Origin of the sequence: Actinacidiphila acididurans (assembly GCF_016918855.1) — a bacterium.
GTDB lineage: Bacteria > Actinomycetota > Actinomycetes > Streptomycetales > Streptomycetaceae > Actinacidiphila > Actinacidiphila acididurans.
Genome location: NZ_JADKYB010000004.1, coordinates 119749 through 135775, shown reverse-complemented (window position 1 = coordinate 135775; position 16027 = coordinate 119749). Strand labels below are relative to the sequence as shown.

General features: G+C 65.4%; 15 protein-coding genes. 10 read left to right on the top strand and 5 right to left on the bottom strand.

From position 1 onward, the window contains the following. Positions 1 to 43: 43 nt before the first annotated feature. The 5 genes from ITX44_RS08360 to ITX44_RS08340 form a co-directional block, all read right to left on the bottom strand. A complete protein-coding gene (locus tag ITX44_RS08360; RefSeq protein WP_205356433.1) occupies positions 44 to 394 on the bottom strand; it encodes a YciI family protein in 351 nt (116 codons plus the stop codon). A 135-nt stretch (positions 395 to 529) separates the two neighbouring features. Then, on the bottom strand, positions 530 to 940 hold the full coding sequence (locus ITX44_RS08355; RefSeq protein ID WP_205356432.1) for a type II toxin-antitoxin system VapC family toxin: 411 nt from the start codon (positions 938 to 940) through the stop codon (positions 530 to 532). After that, positions 927 to 1145 carry a hypothetical protein gene (locus ITX44_RS08350; RefSeq protein WP_205356431.1) on the bottom strand — a complete coding sequence of 73 codons (219 nt, stop codon included), beginning with the start codon at positions 1143 to 1145 and terminating at the stop codon, positions 927 to 929. Before ITX44_RS08350 ends, ITX44_RS08355 begins: the two co-directional genes overlap by 14 nt. 102 nt (positions 1146 to 1247) lie before the next feature. Continuing rightward, a complete protein-coding gene (locus tag ITX44_RS08345; RefSeq protein ID WP_307795167.1) occupies positions 1248 to 2480 on the bottom strand; it encodes an ABC transporter permease in 1233 nt (410 codons plus the stop codon). Positions 2481 to 2536: 56 nt separating this feature from the next. Next, positions 2537 to 3133, bottom strand: coding sequence for an ABC transporter ATP-binding protein (locus tag ITX44_RS08340; protein ID WP_307795166.1), 597 nt, complete (start codon positions 3131 to 3133; stop codon positions 2537 to 2539). 65 nt (positions 3134 to 3198) lie between these two features. On the opposite strand from ITX44_RS08340, the gene ITX44_RS08335 reads away from it, so the two are divergent. The 10 genes from ITX44_RS08335 (at position 3199) to ITX44_RS08290 (ending at position 15816) form a co-directional block, all read left to right on the top strand. Beyond that, entirely contained in the window at positions 3199 to 4785 is a 1587-nt protein-coding gene (locus ITX44_RS08335; RefSeq protein WP_236060265.1) for a recombinase family protein, read from the top strand. A 1063-nt stretch (positions 4786 to 5848) separates the two neighbouring features. After that, positions 5849 to 6007 carry a MerR family transcriptional regulator gene (locus ITX44_RS42980; RefSeq protein ID WP_372440868.1) on the top strand — a complete coding sequence of 53 codons (159 nt, stop codon included), beginning with the start codon at positions 5849 to 5851 and terminating at the stop codon, positions 6005 to 6007. Positions 6008 to 7116: 1109 nt separating this feature from the next. Then, positions 7117 to 7761, top strand: a complete 645-nt coding sequence (locus ITX44_RS08325) for a DNA cytosine methyltransferase (RefSeq protein WP_307795165.1) — start codon at positions 7117 to 7119, stop codon at positions 7759 to 7761. Positions 7762 to 8148: 387 nt separating this feature from the next. Next, a complete protein-coding gene (locus tag ITX44_RS08320) occupies positions 8149 to 8763 on the top strand; it encodes a hypothetical protein (protein ID WP_205356426.1) in 615 nt (204 codons plus the stop codon). Positions 8764 to 8824: 61 nt separating this feature from the next. Further along, positions 8825 to 9184, top strand: a complete 360-nt coding sequence (locus tag ITX44_RS08315) for a hypothetical protein (RefSeq protein WP_205356425.1) — start codon at positions 8825 to 8827, stop codon at positions 9182 to 9184. Positions 9185 to 9260: 76 nt separating this feature from the next. Then, positions 9261 to 10115, top strand: coding sequence for a phosphoadenosine phosphosulfate reductase (locus ITX44_RS08310; protein ID WP_205356424.1), 855 nt, complete (start codon positions 9261 to 9263; stop codon positions 10113 to 10115). Between the two features lie 12 nt (positions 10116 to 10127). Further along, positions 10128 to 11024 carry a bifunctional DNA primase/polymerase gene (locus ITX44_RS08305; RefSeq protein ID WP_205356423.1) on the top strand — a complete coding sequence of 299 codons (897 nt, stop codon included), beginning with the start codon at positions 10128 to 10130 and terminating at the stop codon, positions 11022 to 11024. 814 nt (positions 11025 to 11838) lie between these two features. Next, positions 11839 to 12366: a hypothetical protein gene (locus ITX44_RS08300; RefSeq protein WP_205356422.1), complete on the top strand. Its 528-nt coding sequence runs from the start codon at positions 11839 to 11841 to the stop codon at positions 12364 to 12366. A gap of 674 nt (positions 12367 to 13040) precedes the next feature. Continuing rightward, complete coding sequence (locus tag ITX44_RS08295) at positions 13041 to 13304, top strand: hypothetical protein (RefSeq protein WP_205356421.1); 264 nt, start codon at positions 13041 to 13043, stop codon at positions 13302 to 13304. 1198 nt (positions 13305 to 14502) lie between these two features. After that, positions 14503 to 15816, top strand: coding sequence for an AAA family ATPase (locus ITX44_RS08290; protein ID WP_205356420.1), 1314 nt, complete (start codon positions 14503 to 14505; stop codon positions 15814 to 15816). Positions 15817 to 16027: the final 211 nt, after the last annotated feature.

Below are 16027 nucleotides of genomic sequence, written 5' to 3'. Positions count from 1 at the left end.
GCGCAAAGCGGGCCCGCGGCGGCTCCCCCGTTGCCGCCCTCGCTCAGGGCTCCATCACCTGCCGCACCTCCGCGGTCAGGTCCCACTGGTCGCCGTGGATCGCGAGGAACCGCCGGGCCCACTGCACGGCCTCGTCCTGGTCCTTCGCCTGCACCAGGCAGTAGCCCCCGATGAACTCCTTGGCCTCGGTGAACGGCCCGTCCACCACGGTGGTCTTCCCCGCGGACAGCCGCAGCGACGTCGCCTCCGCCACTGGTGCCAGCCCCGCGGTGTCCAGCAGCACCCCCTGCCGGGTCATGTCCTCCAGCAGCTTCCCCATCTCGGCCATCAGCTCATCGCTCGGCTGCTTCCCCGCCTGGTCCTGGTCCAGCCGCAGCAGCATCATGTAGCGCATTCCGCTCGCCTCTTCCTGCCTTGCCGTTCTTCTTCGGTCCGCGGCGCTCTCTTCCCGCCGCTCACTCACGCGTCGAACGGGGGCGCCGGAAATCGACAGGGTGGCGGAGATTTTTTTCGGAGGGCGGGGTGGGGGTCAGGGCAGGAGGGTGAGCGCGGGTACGTGCTCGGGTACGACCGCCCGGAAGTGCCGGTGATCAAGCGTTGCGACCTCCGTCAGCTTCAGCCGCTCGGCCAGGGCGATGACGGAGGCGTCAGTAATGCCAAGGGGAAAGCCCTGGTAGCGACGCATGAGCTGCCCGATCCGGGCGAGGTCACGGCCCTCGGCGGGGACCAGCGTGAATTCTCCGGCGGCGACGGCTTCCACGAGGTTGGTCTCTACTGCTCCCCCCAGGCGCTTCTGAACGAGATAGCAGGTCTCGGTCAGGACGTAAGGCGTGATGAGCAGTTCGCCGTTGTGACTCTCCAGCAGTGCTGAGCACCGCTCGTGGTCGGAGTCCTTACGGTTCAGGAGGGCAACCAGCGGACCGGTGTCAACGATCAGCATCGCTCTGACCGAACTCCTCACGAACGATGTCCTTGGCACGAGCCCCTAGATTCGTGGCCGGTCCGTCGAAGCTGCGCAGCACACGAAAGCGCGATGGAACGGAATGCACCAGGCGCAGTGCGTACTGCCGCACCTCTTCGGCCTGCTCGGGCTCAAGGTGGTCGATCAGCTCGTGCAACTCGCCGTAGTCGTACGCCGCACTCATTTGGCACTCCCTCCTCTCGACCTGCCCTCACCATAGTGCCTTCCATTCGCCGTGCTGCTCGTAAACCGGCGCGGCTGAACCTTCGACGCACCGCCTTCGTCGTCACGTCGCCGACAGGGCCTCCGTCGGGGGGAGGCGGGCGGCGCGGAGGGAGGGGTAGACGCCGGCGGTCATGCCGATGAGGAGGGCGGCGGCGAGGCCTTCGGCGAGGGAGGAGAGGGGGACGACGGGGGGCCAGCCCTGGGCCGTGGCGTAGCCGAGGACGGCGAGGGCGCCGGCGAGGGCGCCGGATATGCCGCCGGCGGCGGAGAGGACGACGGCCTCGGTGAGGAACTGGCCCCGGATCTGGCCACGGCCGGCGCCCAGGGCGCGGCGCAGGCCGATCTCGCGGCGGCGTTCGAGCACGGAGATGATCATGGTGTTGGCCACTCCGATGCCGCCGACCAGCAGGGCGACTCCGGCCAGGCCCAGGAAGAGGGAGGAGAAGGTGTGCTCGGTGGCGCGTTTGGCGGCCAGCGCGTCCGAGGGCCGGCTGACCTCGATCAGGCCGGGGAGCTGCGGGTAGAGGGTGGCCGGCAGCACCGCCCGTACGTCCTCCAGCGCGTCCTCGCGGGCCTTGACGTAGACCACTGTGGGGTGCCCGTCGAACCCCAGGTAGAGGGTCGCGGCCGGCCAGCCGACCAGTACCGACTGCTCCAGTTCGGGGGTGAGCGGCATCGGGTCGAGGATGCCGGTCACGGTGAACAGCCGCCGGTCGATGAGGACCTGGGGCAGCGGCCCGCCCGCCGGGAGCTGCCGGAAGCCCAGCCAGGAGGCGGCCTGGTAGCCGAGCACCACGGTCGGGAAGCGGTCGGTGGCCGGCGTCAGGAAGGTGCCCGTGTGCACCCGGCCGCCCACCGCCGCCAGCAGGTCGTCCCGGGCGGCCAGCACGCTGATGCCGACGCTGTCGCTCGGGTCCGACCGGTCGGTGCGCTGCACGCCGCGGTGCGTGTTCGCGACCGCGCTCGCCCGCGTGACCGGCCCGATCCGCCGTGCCATCGCGTCCGCGGCGGGCGGCAGCAGCACCGGCGGCGTCTGGTTCGGCTGCGGCTGGGCCTGGAGCATGTTGGTGCCCAGCGCCGTCAACTGCTCCAGCAGCCCCTTCTGGCTGGACGCCGGGATCCCGGTCACCACGATCATCGTGGCGATCCCGATCGAGATCCCCAGCGCCGACAGCGCCGCCCGCAGCTTGCGCACCCGCAGCCCCACCAGCCCGAGCCGCAGCACGTCACCGGGGGACAGCCGCACCGACCGCGGGCCGGCGGCGAAGGGCGTACGCGCGTCCGTACCGTCCACGTCGCTCCCGCGTCTCCCGCGTCCGACAGCGTGACGTCGGTTTCGGATCGTACGGCTCATACGGCGGCCTCCTCGGTCGGGCCGTCCACGAGCGGCCGGCCGCCGGGACCGGTGTCGGCCACGATCCGGCCGTCCCGCAGTTCGATACGGCGCGGCAGGCGGGCGGCGATCTCCCGGTCGTGGGTGATGACGGCGATGGTGGTGCCCTCCGTGTTGAGCCGGGTGAGCAGGTCGAGGACGGCCCGGCCGTTGGCGGTGTCCAGGGCGCCGGTGGGCTCGTCGGCCAGCACCAGGGCGGGGGAGTTCACCAGTGCGCGGGCGATCGCCACGCGCTGCCGTTCGCCGCCGGAGAGCTGGTGCGGCAGGTGGCCGAGGCGGTGCGCCATACCGACCCGGGCCAGCGCCTCCTCGGCGAGCGGGCGGCGCCGGCGGCGCGGCACCCCGGCGTAGAGCAGACCGCTGGCCACGTTCTCGGTCGCGCTGAGCCCGTCGGTGAGGTGGAACTGCTGGAACACGAAGCCCAGCCAGCGCCCCCGCAGCGCCGACAGCCGCCGGTCGGACAGGGCCGCCACGTCCTGCCCGGCCACCTCCACGGTGCCCTCGCTCGGCAGGTCGAGGGTCCCCATGAGGTGCAGGAGGGTGGACTTCCCCACTCAGGGCTTGTGTCCCCAATCACTCACCCCTAGACGGGGTGCCAAACCGAGGGTAAACCGGACACATGCCTCAGCAAGTCACCCAATCCCGCAATATACCTCATTCTGTAGTGCTGGTTGCACTCTGCGTGAGCTACGGGCGCGTGAGCCTTGACGAGCAAAAACTAGGCCATGGCGTCAACTCCCAGCACCTCGAAAACGAGGAATTCGGAGAGGGTATCGGGGAACCCGTTCAGGTCCGCTACGAGGACATCGGTATTTCGGCGTACTCCGGAAAGGAACGCCCCGGATACGAGTCACTGTTGCGTGACATCGCGGCCGGACTGATTCGCATCGTCATTGTCTGGCACGCGGACCGCCTGACTCGGGATGTCGGCGAGGCTCGGGAATTCATCCGGCTGTGCCGTACTCACGGAGTCCGATTGTTCTCCCACCAGCGGGGCGGAGAGTACAACTTCGAACGCTCCGCAGGGCGAGGCGACTTCCAACGGGACATTGTTGCGGCGGAAGAGGAATCCGGACACAAAGGCGAACGCGTTGCCCTGTCACACAAGCGGCGCGCGCGTAATGGCGAATGGGGCGGAGGCGTTCGCCCGTACGGATGGGGGGTGGACACCGGCCGCGTCCGCTCCAAGTGCATCAATCCGAAAGCTGACGTTGCCGACCGGATATATGAAGACGTGCCGGTCCTCGACATGACGAAGTACCGACCGGATGAGGCGAAGGAAATCCGGAAGTGGAAAGAAGAACTGCTGTCGGGCGTGCCGATGAATCAGCTACTCCGCGACCTTGCGAAGCGGAAAGTCAGAACGGTCACGGAGTCAGGCGAGAGGAAGCGGACAGGTAAGTACGCGGAAACGTCAAAGTGGGGTGCTGTCACTATCAGGGGCATCCTGACGAGTCCCCGCGTGGCCGGGCATGCCGAGTACCGCGGCGAAATCGTGAAGTGGCACGCCTTCCCGGGCATCATCACAGAAGAAGAACGTCAGGCGCTCATTACGCTTTTTTCGACCCCTGGGCGGAAGACAACCACGGGCAACGTAACCAAGTGGTTGGGCAGCCTGATATTCGAGTGTGGGCAGTGCGGGGGAGGAACAATGAGGCAGCGCCTCAAGTCCCCCAGCGGAACGCCCCTCTACCTCTGCAATACGTGCAATCGCGGTCGGCAGCCTGCACCGCAATTGGATCTCTACATTGAGCGCGTAGCGGTCGAACGCCTGTCGCGGCCGGACATTGTAGACCTGATTATTACGTCTCCCAGCGTAGACGTTGAAGCGCTGCGAGATGAGGCGGCAACGCTGCGGCAGAAGAAGAATGAACTGACGCTGGCTTACGTCGATCCCGACAAAAATATAGACATGGCCCAGCTTGAGGCTGGGACGGCTCTGATCAACAAGCGCTTGAACGAGATAGCGAATGAACTCTCTGCCGCGGTCAGCGAATCGCCGCTAGCTCCGTTCGCTCTCAACTATCAGAATGCGGCCGGACTCTGGCAGGGCATGAGCCTGGGGCGTAAGCGTGAAATCCTCCGCACCCTCCTGCGGGTGGAACTCATGCAGGCTCCGCCGCGGAAGCGGGGCCCCCGCCCTAAGAATTACGTGCCGGAGCCGGAGGAACTAGACCTGTCCACCATCATCATTACGCCTAGGTAGGGGCTGCTGCCCCGAAAGGGGTAGCAGTGCACGACGTAGGCATAAGCGGCTGGACGTTCACACATCACGCGCTCACACGGGCCGTGGAAATGGCGCTGGACGCGGAAGAGTTGCGCGAGGCGCTTGAGCATCCGACACGGCCGATACCCGCGAGGAAGTATCCGGGTAGACACCTACTCCACACACCGCGACTCGTGCTGTGCGTGGACCTGCAAACCCGTACGGTCATCACGATCGTGTGGAACACGTGGGACGGCGATCGGTGGACAAGGTTTGACCGAGATGACGTCGAACTGAGCCGAGACTCCGCATAACGAACGAGACCCCCGCCTGTGCAAGAGGCGGGGGTCTCGTCGTGTCCGGGCGCCGCATGCGCAAGCACCCGTCCGAAGTGCCGCCCCCCGGTCCGCATGACAGGGGGCCGCTATGCGCCCGGTTCCTGGACGCTGTGCGCCGCAAGGCAGGACCGGACTCCCAGAACCCTACCTCGGTGCCGCCTGCGCCCACGGCAGGGCCACGCGGCACCACGACCCGAAAGAGTGGTGTCGTTGAGCAACAGGAACAAGAAGCGCGGTACCGCGGCAGAGACAGCCGTTGTCCGGTGGCTGGCAGGTGCGGGATTCGGCGACGCGCGCCGGAACGCCTTGACGGGCGCTCTCGACTCCGGGGACGTCGAACCCGTGCCGACGGCCCGGCCGCCCGTGATTATCTCCGTAAAGGACGTCGGGGGCGCCCCCTACTGCTCGCACTGCCGACAGCGGCCCGCGCCCCACATGCAGACAGCACAGTGGGCCGACTGGTGGCGGCAGCTCATAGAGACGCGCGACCGGCGGAGCCCGCGCGCGCTGCCCCTGCTCTGTCACAAGCGCGCCGGGCACACGTCCCCAGCGGAGTGGCGTTGGTACGCGGACAGCGGACACCTGGGCCGCTACCGCATGGGGCCGGTAGCTATCACGGGCCCGCAGGCTCTTTGGATCATGCGGCGGCACATAGCCACCTGGGGTGAGCGGTGAAGCGCCGCAGGGTGATCCGCAGAGTGCGGCCGGTTGAACCTCCCGACCTGATGACGCGCGAACAGGTGGCCGCGTACTTCGGTGTCCGCCCTGGTCGCGTGCGCCGATGGGAACTCCGCGGAGTGCTCACCCCCGTCCAGACAGCCGCGGGTGAGCGCCGGTACATGACGGAGGAAGTTCAGGCATTGGCGGCCCTGTATGGACAGTGAGAAATATCGGTGCCCCGTATGCGGAAAAGATGTCGCGCCGACTCTGACGAACCGCTTTCGCAACCACAACAACCGCGACGGCACCGAGTGCGCCATGAGCGGCGTATACGTACCTGGGCGCCTCACAGGGGCCGCCGGCAACAGCGGGGGCGGTGAAGAGTGGACCCCATCCCGGGAATCGACCAGTACGCCGAATCCATCACCACAGCAGTTGAGGCAGCCGGACCCGCCGTTCGTCCAGCCGGACCGGCCCCCGCGGGCACTTGCCCATGCGGCGCCGATGACACGGCAGGGGGCGGAGATTGCGGCACGGCTGAAAGAGACTTTCTATGCGTACACGAATCGTCTGGACAGGCAGACTCAGACGACACTCGGCCCGTCCGAAATCGGAACCCCTTGTGACCGTCGTTTGGCACTGTCCCTACTGCGGGTGCCATGCGTCAATCCCGGGGGTGACAATTGGGCTAGCTACGTTGGTAGTTGCGTGCATGAGGGATTGGCACGAATGCTCACATGGGCGAATGCGGGAACGGGGCGGTACGCCGTAGAAGTTCCGCTCACCTTCCCCAGTGAGCATGTACCGCGGGGCACAAGCGACTTGCTTGACCGGACTCTCCTTATGGTCCTGGACCACAAAGCCATGGGCCGATGGTCGCTGGATAAGCTCCGCACCGCGGGGCCGACTCCGGTCTATCGCGTGCAGGTGCACACCTACGCCTACGGGGCCCGCCTGCGCGGGGAAAAGGTCGATCACGTGGCAATCGTCGGTTGGCCGCGGGAGAACGCCACGCTAGACGACCTGTACGTATGGACCGAGCCCTATGACCCCAGCGTGGCCATAGACGCACTCGCGCGCGTTGACCGGATAGCCGCGGAGTGCAAGGCACGTGAGGGGTCAGCGCTGGAGATAGCGCGCACCTTCCCGATAGCGGATGACTGCCGGTACTGCCCCTACTTCGCGCCCGGAGACACCGCAGGCCAGAGGGGATGCAACGGAAGGACTTGACCATGCGGCCAACGCTTGTAATCAGGGCGCTTATCCATCGGATAGCGCCCATTCTTCATGTCTGGGCTGACATCACCACGCACGCCAATAGCAGCGTTCCCGCGTGGACTTGCGCCAAGTGTGGCGCAGTCACGCGGGAGTTGCCTTGATCCTGAGTCTTTGTTCGGGGATTGGCGCCCTTGACTTGGCCGTTGAGCGTCTGACGGGTCAGCGCCTCGCGCTGTACGCGGAAATTGACCCGCACGCCTCGGCCGTGATGGCAACCCACTTCCCCGGGGTGCCGAATCTCGGGGACATCACGCGGGCAGACTGGCAGGCCGTTGCAGAGGACCACCCGGAAGTCACCACCATCACGGCCGGATTTCCCTGCCAGGACATCTCCAGCGCGGGAACGAGGGAGGGAATCAATGGAAAGCGCTCCGGAGTCTGGAAAAGCGTCGCCGACGCCATTCGGATACTACGACCCGAAATCGCATTCCTGGAAAACGTGGCAGCAATCAGGACGCGGGGACTCGACATTGTCGCCGCGGATTTGGCCGCGAACGGGTACGACCTGCAATGGACGAGCCTACGCGCTTCCGATATCGGCGCCCCGCATAGGCGGGATAGATGGTTCGGAATTGCCATTGCTCAAAACGCCGACCGCGCAACTGGGCAGAAACGGCGCCCCCCAGCACCCGGACGTACGGAAGTACGGCACCGGGAAATCAGCGGGGGGGGGGGGGGGGGGGCACGGTCCCACCCTTGACGACGAAGCCTCATTCCTGCTCCCGCACAAACCTTTGTCTTTTTCCGACTCCGACGGCACAGGACGGAAAAGGCGGCCCCGGGGGAACGCGAATGGGCGGAATGAACCTCCGGACACTCGTCACTCACCTTCCGAATGGTGGGGTGAATATCTGCCCGCAATTCGCCGGTGGGAGCAAATAACCAAACAGCCGGCGCCGTCCCCCACCGAGATAGGGCCGCGCGGCGGCAGACGACTGGCAGCACCCTTTGCGGAATGGCTCATGGGACTTCCGGCCGGATGGGCTACCGGAGTCGTGCCACGCAACAGAGCCCTTCACGGCATCGGGAATTCCGTCGTTTCCCTTCAGGCATTCACGGCCTATCGACAACTCATGGAAGAGAGCGCATGACTACACCCGTACCGCCGCAGTTCAGCCAACCGGGGAAAGCGGATCGATTCGCCCCGCGCGATCACCCGGAGTGGATCGGGAAACTCTTCCTTGTCTACCCGGACGCCTGCTCGCCGCAGACATTCGTACGACCGGACGGAACACAGGAAACGTCAGACGTCGTTGAGGCAGACGTTGTGATTGTGGATCTGCCCGACCCGCAGACTGGACAGCCCACGGTCCTTTCCGGCGCCCGCATCGGCGGCAAGGGACTTGTGCCGCAACTGAAAAAACAAGTCGGGGCAATGGTCCTGGGGCGCCTGTCCAAACTCCCGTCTCAGGGGCAGAAAGACGGGGCTTACGTGCTCTCGGACTTCACCCCGCAGGATGCCGCTCTGGCAACCGCCTACGTCCAGACGCACCCCCGCACCGCGCCCTTTGCCCAGCCGCAGGTGTCCGCTCCGCCGGTCGCCCCGGTGCTACCGCTGGCCCCCGCTCCGGCAGCTCCGGCGCCTGCCGTCCCGAGCCCTCTCGCACAGTGGCTCGCAGGCAAAGGAGTGCCTACCGCCGGCATGTCGGATGACCAAATGCGGCTGATCGCAGCAACCTTCCCGGACAACCCCTATCGCTGAACCGACCGGAGTGCCCATGCCGACACGGCGCAAATCGACAACGCAGAAAGAGGAAACCAGCATGACCGAAGGAACCGAGGTATACGCGGAGCCGTACGAGGAAGACCCCGCATGGGACGGGACCGTTGAAGCGGTGCCGGCGGACGAGGAATCCGAGGCGTCCGCTTCTGGCAAGCGGGGCCGGAGGGCGCTCACGCTGCCCGCGGCAGCCGCACGGTACGAGCGTGCGCGTCATGCTCTCGCGCGCCTCGACGCGCTGGACGTTGACGCGGAGCGGGCGAAAATCCTCGCCCGAATCGAGCGGGACAACGAAAGGCTTTCACGGCTGGATGGACACGAGGAAGCCACGATCAAGGCGCGCGAAGAACTGAGCGCCGCACAGGCCGCATTCAATGCCGCCTGTGACGCGGTAACCGGCTAGTAATCCAGCGCACTAAGGGCCGCTCATCTCCGGTGAGCGGCCCTTAGTGCTGTCCGGGACACCCGGGAGGCACCCAATGCCGACAACTCCCAAGCAACATGAACAACTGCGCCTGAACCTGCCGCCCGTTCGCGCTATCAGTTTCGGCGGGGGTGTGCAGTCAACGGCACTTCTCGTACTGGCGGCGCAAGGGAAGATTGACTTCCGGCTGTTTCTGTTCTCCAACGTCGGGCATGACAGCGAGAGTCCGAAAACGCTGGAGTACGTCGAGACCATCGCCAAGCCGTACGCGAAGCGGCACGGTATCGAACTGGTCGAATTGCACCGCGTCATGCAGCGTAGCGGTGAAGTGCGAACACTCTGGGAGGACCTTACCCGTGAAGGGTCGCGGTCCCTGAAAATCCCGGTGCGCATGAGCAACGGGGCCCCGGGCACGCGTTCATGTACTGCGACATACAAAATCGAAGTGATCGGGCGCGAGTTGAAACGGCGTGGTGCTGACGCGGAGAACCCCGCGACCATCGGCATAGGCATATCGGTGGACGAGATCCACCGGGCCAACAAACGACGCTGCGAACCACATGAACGCATCGTCTACCCCTTGCTTGATCTGGGACTGCGCCGGATCGATTGCATGCGGATCATTCGTGAAGCGGGGTTGCCCGTTCCGCCGAAATCTGCATGTTTCTTCTGCCCATTCCATCGGCCGGAAACGTGGCACGATCAGCGGCGGAGTGAACCGGAGTTGTTCGAGAAGTCGTGTCAGCTTGAGGACATCCTGAACGAGCGGCGCGACATGCTGGGTAAGAGCCATGTCTACTTGACGCGTTTCGGCAAGCCTTTGCGGGAGGCGATACCGGACGGTGTAGACCTGTTGCCCCTCTTTGATGAGGCGGACGGCACGTGCGACTCAGGGTGGTGCATGACGTGAGAGGGCCGACCAGTGAACCTCATCGCGTACGCAGTACAGGCCGTGCAGCGGGGCTTTCGAGTCTTCCCCGTTGAGCCCCTGGGCAAGACTCCGCACACCCTGATTCCCGGGCAGTCGTTCACCCTGCGCTGGGGCGAGGCTGCAACTCACAGTCTGGACAGAGTCATTGAGTATTGGTCGCGCTGGCCTGATGCAAACATCGGCATTGCTTGTAAGCCGAGCGGACTACTCGTTGTGGATTGCGATATGCCAAAACAGGAGTACGCGTTGGCGGGGACGGAGTACGCGGGACTGCATGACAGATTTGGGTCTTTGGTTGATGGGACTGATGTCTACCGGCACATCTGTGAGTCCCTGTCCGGCGACTGGCGGGAGTGCCATGACACGTATCGGGTGTGCACTGGCAGCCTGGGGTGTCACTACTACTACCGGTGGCCGACCGGAGTAGGGGCGACACAGGCCAGTCCCGTGCCCGGTCTCCTGGACGTGCGCGGGTCCGCCGGCACATGGGGCGGGTACGTGCTGGGCGCGGGCAGCGTGACGCACAAGGGCGCCTACGTGGCCGAGTGCGAGCTGCCGATACGGGACGCCCCGGGGTGGTTGGTTGAGCTACTGCGGGCCCGGCCGCGCCCCCGGCTGTCCCACCCTGCCGCGGAGGGGCCGTTCCGGCAGCCGCGGGCCGGTGGCGCCCTTGGCGGGCTGGTGCGGGCAGTCGAGAGCGCCCAGCCGGGCAACAGGAATCAGGTCCTCTTGTGGGCGGCCCGTGCGGCAGCCGGGGACGGCATCGCCCTGGACGAGGCGCTAGGGCCCCTCACGGCTGCCTACGTGGCCGTACGGGGCGACGGAGGGGAACGGCAGGCACGAGCCACGATCCGCAGCGCCTATCGGCTACAGGGTCGGAACGGCTAGCGCCTGTCAGGTTCAGTTCGGGACATTCCAAACGGTCACCATGAGTTTGACAAACCCGACACCCCCAGGAGGAGCAGCAACGGTCCGGAAATAGACCGTTCGCCCTTCATCGGTTACGAAACAAACGCGCGCGCCTCGCGTTAAGGTCGCGAAGTATGTGCTGTCGTTTGCTGCTTGGTTAGCGCATTCACTTTCACTGGGGTCAGGACCCGAAGGAGACAAGGGAGCGATATTTTTGTTCCAAGCTTCCGATCCGCTGCCCGCGTCTATGAAGTCGACATCCGTGCCTCCGGTATTAGTCGTCGTCGCCAGCGGGGGATTTGAGTCAAAGTCAACATAATGGGCACCTTGATTCATGCCCGCAGTCACTTCCGCAGGCCCGAAATATACCTTCGCCACAGCAGGCGGAGTTGCACTGCTAGTCGTGGTGCTCGGACTAGGGCTAGCGTTAGTCTGGGTTGGCGCGGAAGTCGCGGTGAGAGTGGGTGCGGAGGTTGCTCCGAGGGTGGGCGCTGAGCCGTGTCCCCCGGATGACTGGTTGGCGCGAACCACCAACGGCACGGTGATCGCGGCAATCGGGATCAAGATGCTTCCAACCCACCATGCCCAGCGCGGCGGTTGGTGGGCAGGCGGACTGCCCGGCGGTAACGGCGGGGTCGCGGGTGGCGGTGGCGGCGGTGCACTGTGTCCAGCCATGGGACAACTCTAGGCTTGACTCGGGCGCGGCACACGGGTTGCGCGGAAGATCGCCGCAGGCGAGGCGACAGTTCGCAGCGCCTACCGGCTACAGGGGCGCAAGGGCTAGCGTCTGCTCATGACGCCATCGGGACCGGTCCTAGCCATGAGTCAGAATGCGGCAACCGTCTGGGCTGCGGCAGCGGGCGGAATCGCAGCGATCATCGCAGGAGTGATCGCGTACGCTGCTGGGCGACGGACCGTGCGCGATCAAGAAGATGCCCAAAGACGGCATTGGCTACTTGAACAGCGCCAAGACGCTTACGCGAAATTTGTGGTGAGCATGAATGCCTTTCAAGCTGCCATTGAAGAAGCGCAAGATAACTGGGGCGCCCCCGACGGACACCAAAGGATGGAGTTGTTGGGCACTCCTTCTCTGGAAATGGATTACGCTTTAGCTCGGGTGCGGATGCTGGGGCCGGAATCGATGGCTGCAAAGGGCGCTGACGTTGAGAGCCGAATTTACACTTTACTAGAGGCCCTGGCGAGCGGCTTCGTGTCCGCCGCCACTGATTCCAACCTGCGCGCTTACCGTCTCGCAAAAGATGCATTTCTTGATTCTTTCGAAAACTTCGTTTCCGAGGCGGGAAGAGTATTGCAGATCTAAATGCTAAGAGCCGACTGCTTACCCACCCCCGTCGCTCACCTTGAGCGGCGGGGGTTTTTGCTGCCCGAAACAGGAAGGAAGCTGATGTCTCTCACTGTCATTGTCGTGCACGCCCGAACTCGCCTCGGGGGAGAAGTCATCACGGCGCGGCAGTACATATCGGAGACCGCATGGGCCGATCCCGCAACGCGACCACTCATAGAGGATTCGCTACGACTCGACCTTTCCCGTGCCGTAGCTGCGCGCCTTGACGTCATCTTTCAGGCCGTGCCCCTGCCGTCCGCGGCAATCATGGCCGACGAACCGGAGTGATCGCGTGCGCTACTACTGCCCGCGCTGCGGACAAGTCGCCGGAACAGACGATCGGCACATTGCACGCGTCCGCAGAGACCGTGTACTCCCGCACCCCATGATCAGCGTCATTCTCGGTGTGCCCGTGCCCCGCTGTCCAGGCGGGCGCATCGATAGAACAAAGGACCGTGCCCCATGACCACGTCCCGATGCGCCCATTGCCGGCAAGGAATCTTCGCTGCACCCTTTCTCGGACTCCGCCGCGGATACCTCCCATGGCGGCACACAGCTAGCCGACTCTTCACCTGCGACCGCATTCCCTCCGGCTGGATCGGTCAGGGGTGGCCGATGGCTGTACCCGAGGTGCCTCGGGGGTGGCCGGAATGGGTGTGAACCTGCACCGCGTACGCGGAGACCTGTCCGGCGCCCAGTGGGGGTACTGCCGGTACTGCGAGCGCGAAGTAGAGATGCGGGCCCAATCCGTTCTGCGGGCACGTGGCGGTGCCGTCCTCTTTCCGGATGGCTACCTCGTTCCCCACCACACCCGTACCGGACCCGCCTATTCCCTCGTTCTGTGCGTCGGCAGCTACACGGCGCCCACCGACCCGCCCCCCGAGGAGACCGAGGAGGGGGCCGCCGATGCCTAGGCAGACACAAGCGCTCTGCGGCAAGGGGCTTCACCGCCTGGACGATCCGGGAAACGTGTACCTCACGTACGACCGGGACCGCGGCGCATGGCGCCGCAAGTGCCGCCCCTGCGCCCTGGCGAGGAAGCGCCGTACGACTGCCGAGCGCGCCCAGGAACGTTCCCGCCGGCGGGCGCTGCCCTGGTGGCTACAGCTCGAATGGACAGGGCCGCACCGGGCCAGTGGGCCCAGCGGGAGAGCGGGCAGGCGAGCGCGCACCGTACAGGCGTACACGCTCCGCGGGCAGCCCATGTCCTACCGTCCGACCCCGCAACAACTCTCCTACCTACAGGCTGCCGCGGACGGGCTGACAGCCGAGGAGACCGCGGAACGGCATTGGGTGAAAGTCAACGCCGTGCGCGTCGGTCTCGGCGAAGTGCGGGTCAAGTACGGCGTGACGTCCACCGGGGCCGCCGTTGCCCAGGGCTTGAAGCGAGGCGCCATCCGGCCGGACCGCAGCGGGGGCGCCCAGGTGCGCCGCGGAGCTGCCGCACGACACCTACGGGCCATGCGCGCCCTGGTCGCCGTGCAGCGCATCCCGTACCGGGGGTGCAGCCGGGCCCTGATGGTCCTGTGTGACGACTTGCTGTGCTGGACGGAGCCGCACGCCGTGTCCGTGCTCTGGGCTGCCGGATACCTCACCGCGCGGGACGTCCCGCAGACACGAAACCAGTACCGGAGACGCGTGCGGAGACCCGCTGGAGACGCAATGCAATGTACGGCTACCGAGGCATATACGTGATTGTCGAGAACGGCATGGTGCAAGGCGTCGCCGTGTCCCAGCGTGCAGCGCGGAAACACGTCCTAGAGCACATGATTGGCACTGATTACCGCGGGGCGCGCTTCCGCTGGACGAAAACCCACAAGCTCTATGCGCAAGTTCCCCTGCACGGCTGGGCATGGACGGGTATTGAAATCAGGTCCGTACCGATGATCTAGGCGGGTTTCTCGTCCGGGCACTTAGGGCAGAACTCATGATCCGGCACTTCCGTTCCACACGTGAAACACCAAAGCGTGTCGCACCCGTAGCAGGCATTCCGGGCGACAACGTTCGGTCTCTGTTGCCTTTTGGGGCCGGTGAAAATTACCTGACTGACGTACTCAAGATCATGCACATGTGCCATGACACGCACGATACCAGGGTAAGGCGCGGTGTGACGTGACGTTGGAATCGCCGGAGGTGAGCGCGCGCCTAGCACTCTATTGGCTACTCAATCCGGAGACTGCCCCGCTCGAATCCCTCCCCGAAGATGTGCAAGGCATCGTCGCCGCGGTGTCCTCTCGACTGCCCGCACCCGTCCACGACGCAAACGCGCGCGCCCTGATCGACGCGCGCAACCGGGAATCTGCCGAACTCGAAAAGGCACGGGAGATAGCAAGCTACAACCGGGCCAAAGCGCGGGCCGCGGACTTGGAGGAAGAAGAACAGCGCGGGCGCATCGAAGAACTCGCTGACGCGCTCATATCCGAGACGCTGACGAGTGACACCCTGGACAGCATTCCCGCGCTCGTACCCGTAGTGGACGGACTTCTGTACCGACAAACCGTAGCGAGAATCAACGGGCGCCCAGGAAGCATGAAGAGTTTTGCGGCGCTCGATATCGCCGGATGCGTAGCGGCCGGTATCCCCTGGGCAGACCGCACCACCTTTCCCGGGCCCGTTCTCTACCTCGTTGCGGAAGGCGCAGGGGGCATCCGTAAGCGCGTCCGCGCATGGGAACAGCACAGGGGCCGACGGATGACGGACGTACATTTCCTGCCCCGCCCCGTGCAGATTGCCGGGCCGGAATGGCTCGTACTTGAAGAGGCGTGCCGCCGAATCCGCCCCGTGCTGGTCGTTCTCGATACGCAGGCACGGGCGACAGTCGGCATAGAGGAATCGAGTAACGAAAGGATGGGGCCGATATTCGCGCGCGTGGAACGCCTCGCCAAAGGATGCGACGCGTGCGCCACGCTTGTCCACCACACCGGGCACCAGGGCGAGCACGGGCGCGGCGCTTCCGCAATCCTCGGTGCCGTGCAAACGGAACTGTTGATGAAAGCGGAAGGCAAGGGGGCCGATCGTGTCGTCACCGTACGCATCGACAAGACCAAGGATGACGATGACAGCCGGGAAATCCGACTGCTGCCCCGTGTCGTGGCAATCGACGGGATGACGCGGCGGACAGGTGAGCCGGAAACCTCGGTGGTTCTGGTGCCAGAGCAAGGCGCATCGTTCGCTGTGCCCGGACTCGACCCCGCCGTGTCTCACGCGGTAGCGCTACTGGACAGGCTTGGCGCTCCGACCGATCTCGGCAGGGACCGTATGCGCATGTGGCTCACGCACCGTCAGGTGACCATCCGGAATGCGGTGCTCGCGTCCGCTATCGCTCACCGGAAGAAGCGTGACGCCCCGGTGCCGGCGGATGAGCGTCCCGCGGCGGAGTCCTTTGACGATGTCGCCCAGGGTGACGACTCAGACGACGTCCAGTGAGCGAAACCTGTCCCCTGATCTTGGGGACAGGTCGAAAAGCACCTGTCCCCGACTTGGGGACAGGTTTGCCGTTTTCGCAGGTCAGACCTGTCCCCGCACCTGTCCCCAAAACTGTCCCCTGTCCCCGGCCGACCTGTCCCCTGTCCCCACCCCTTTAGGGGTGGGGACAGGTCGGGACAGCACGGGTCGGGCAGGCGTCGGGCAGGTACAG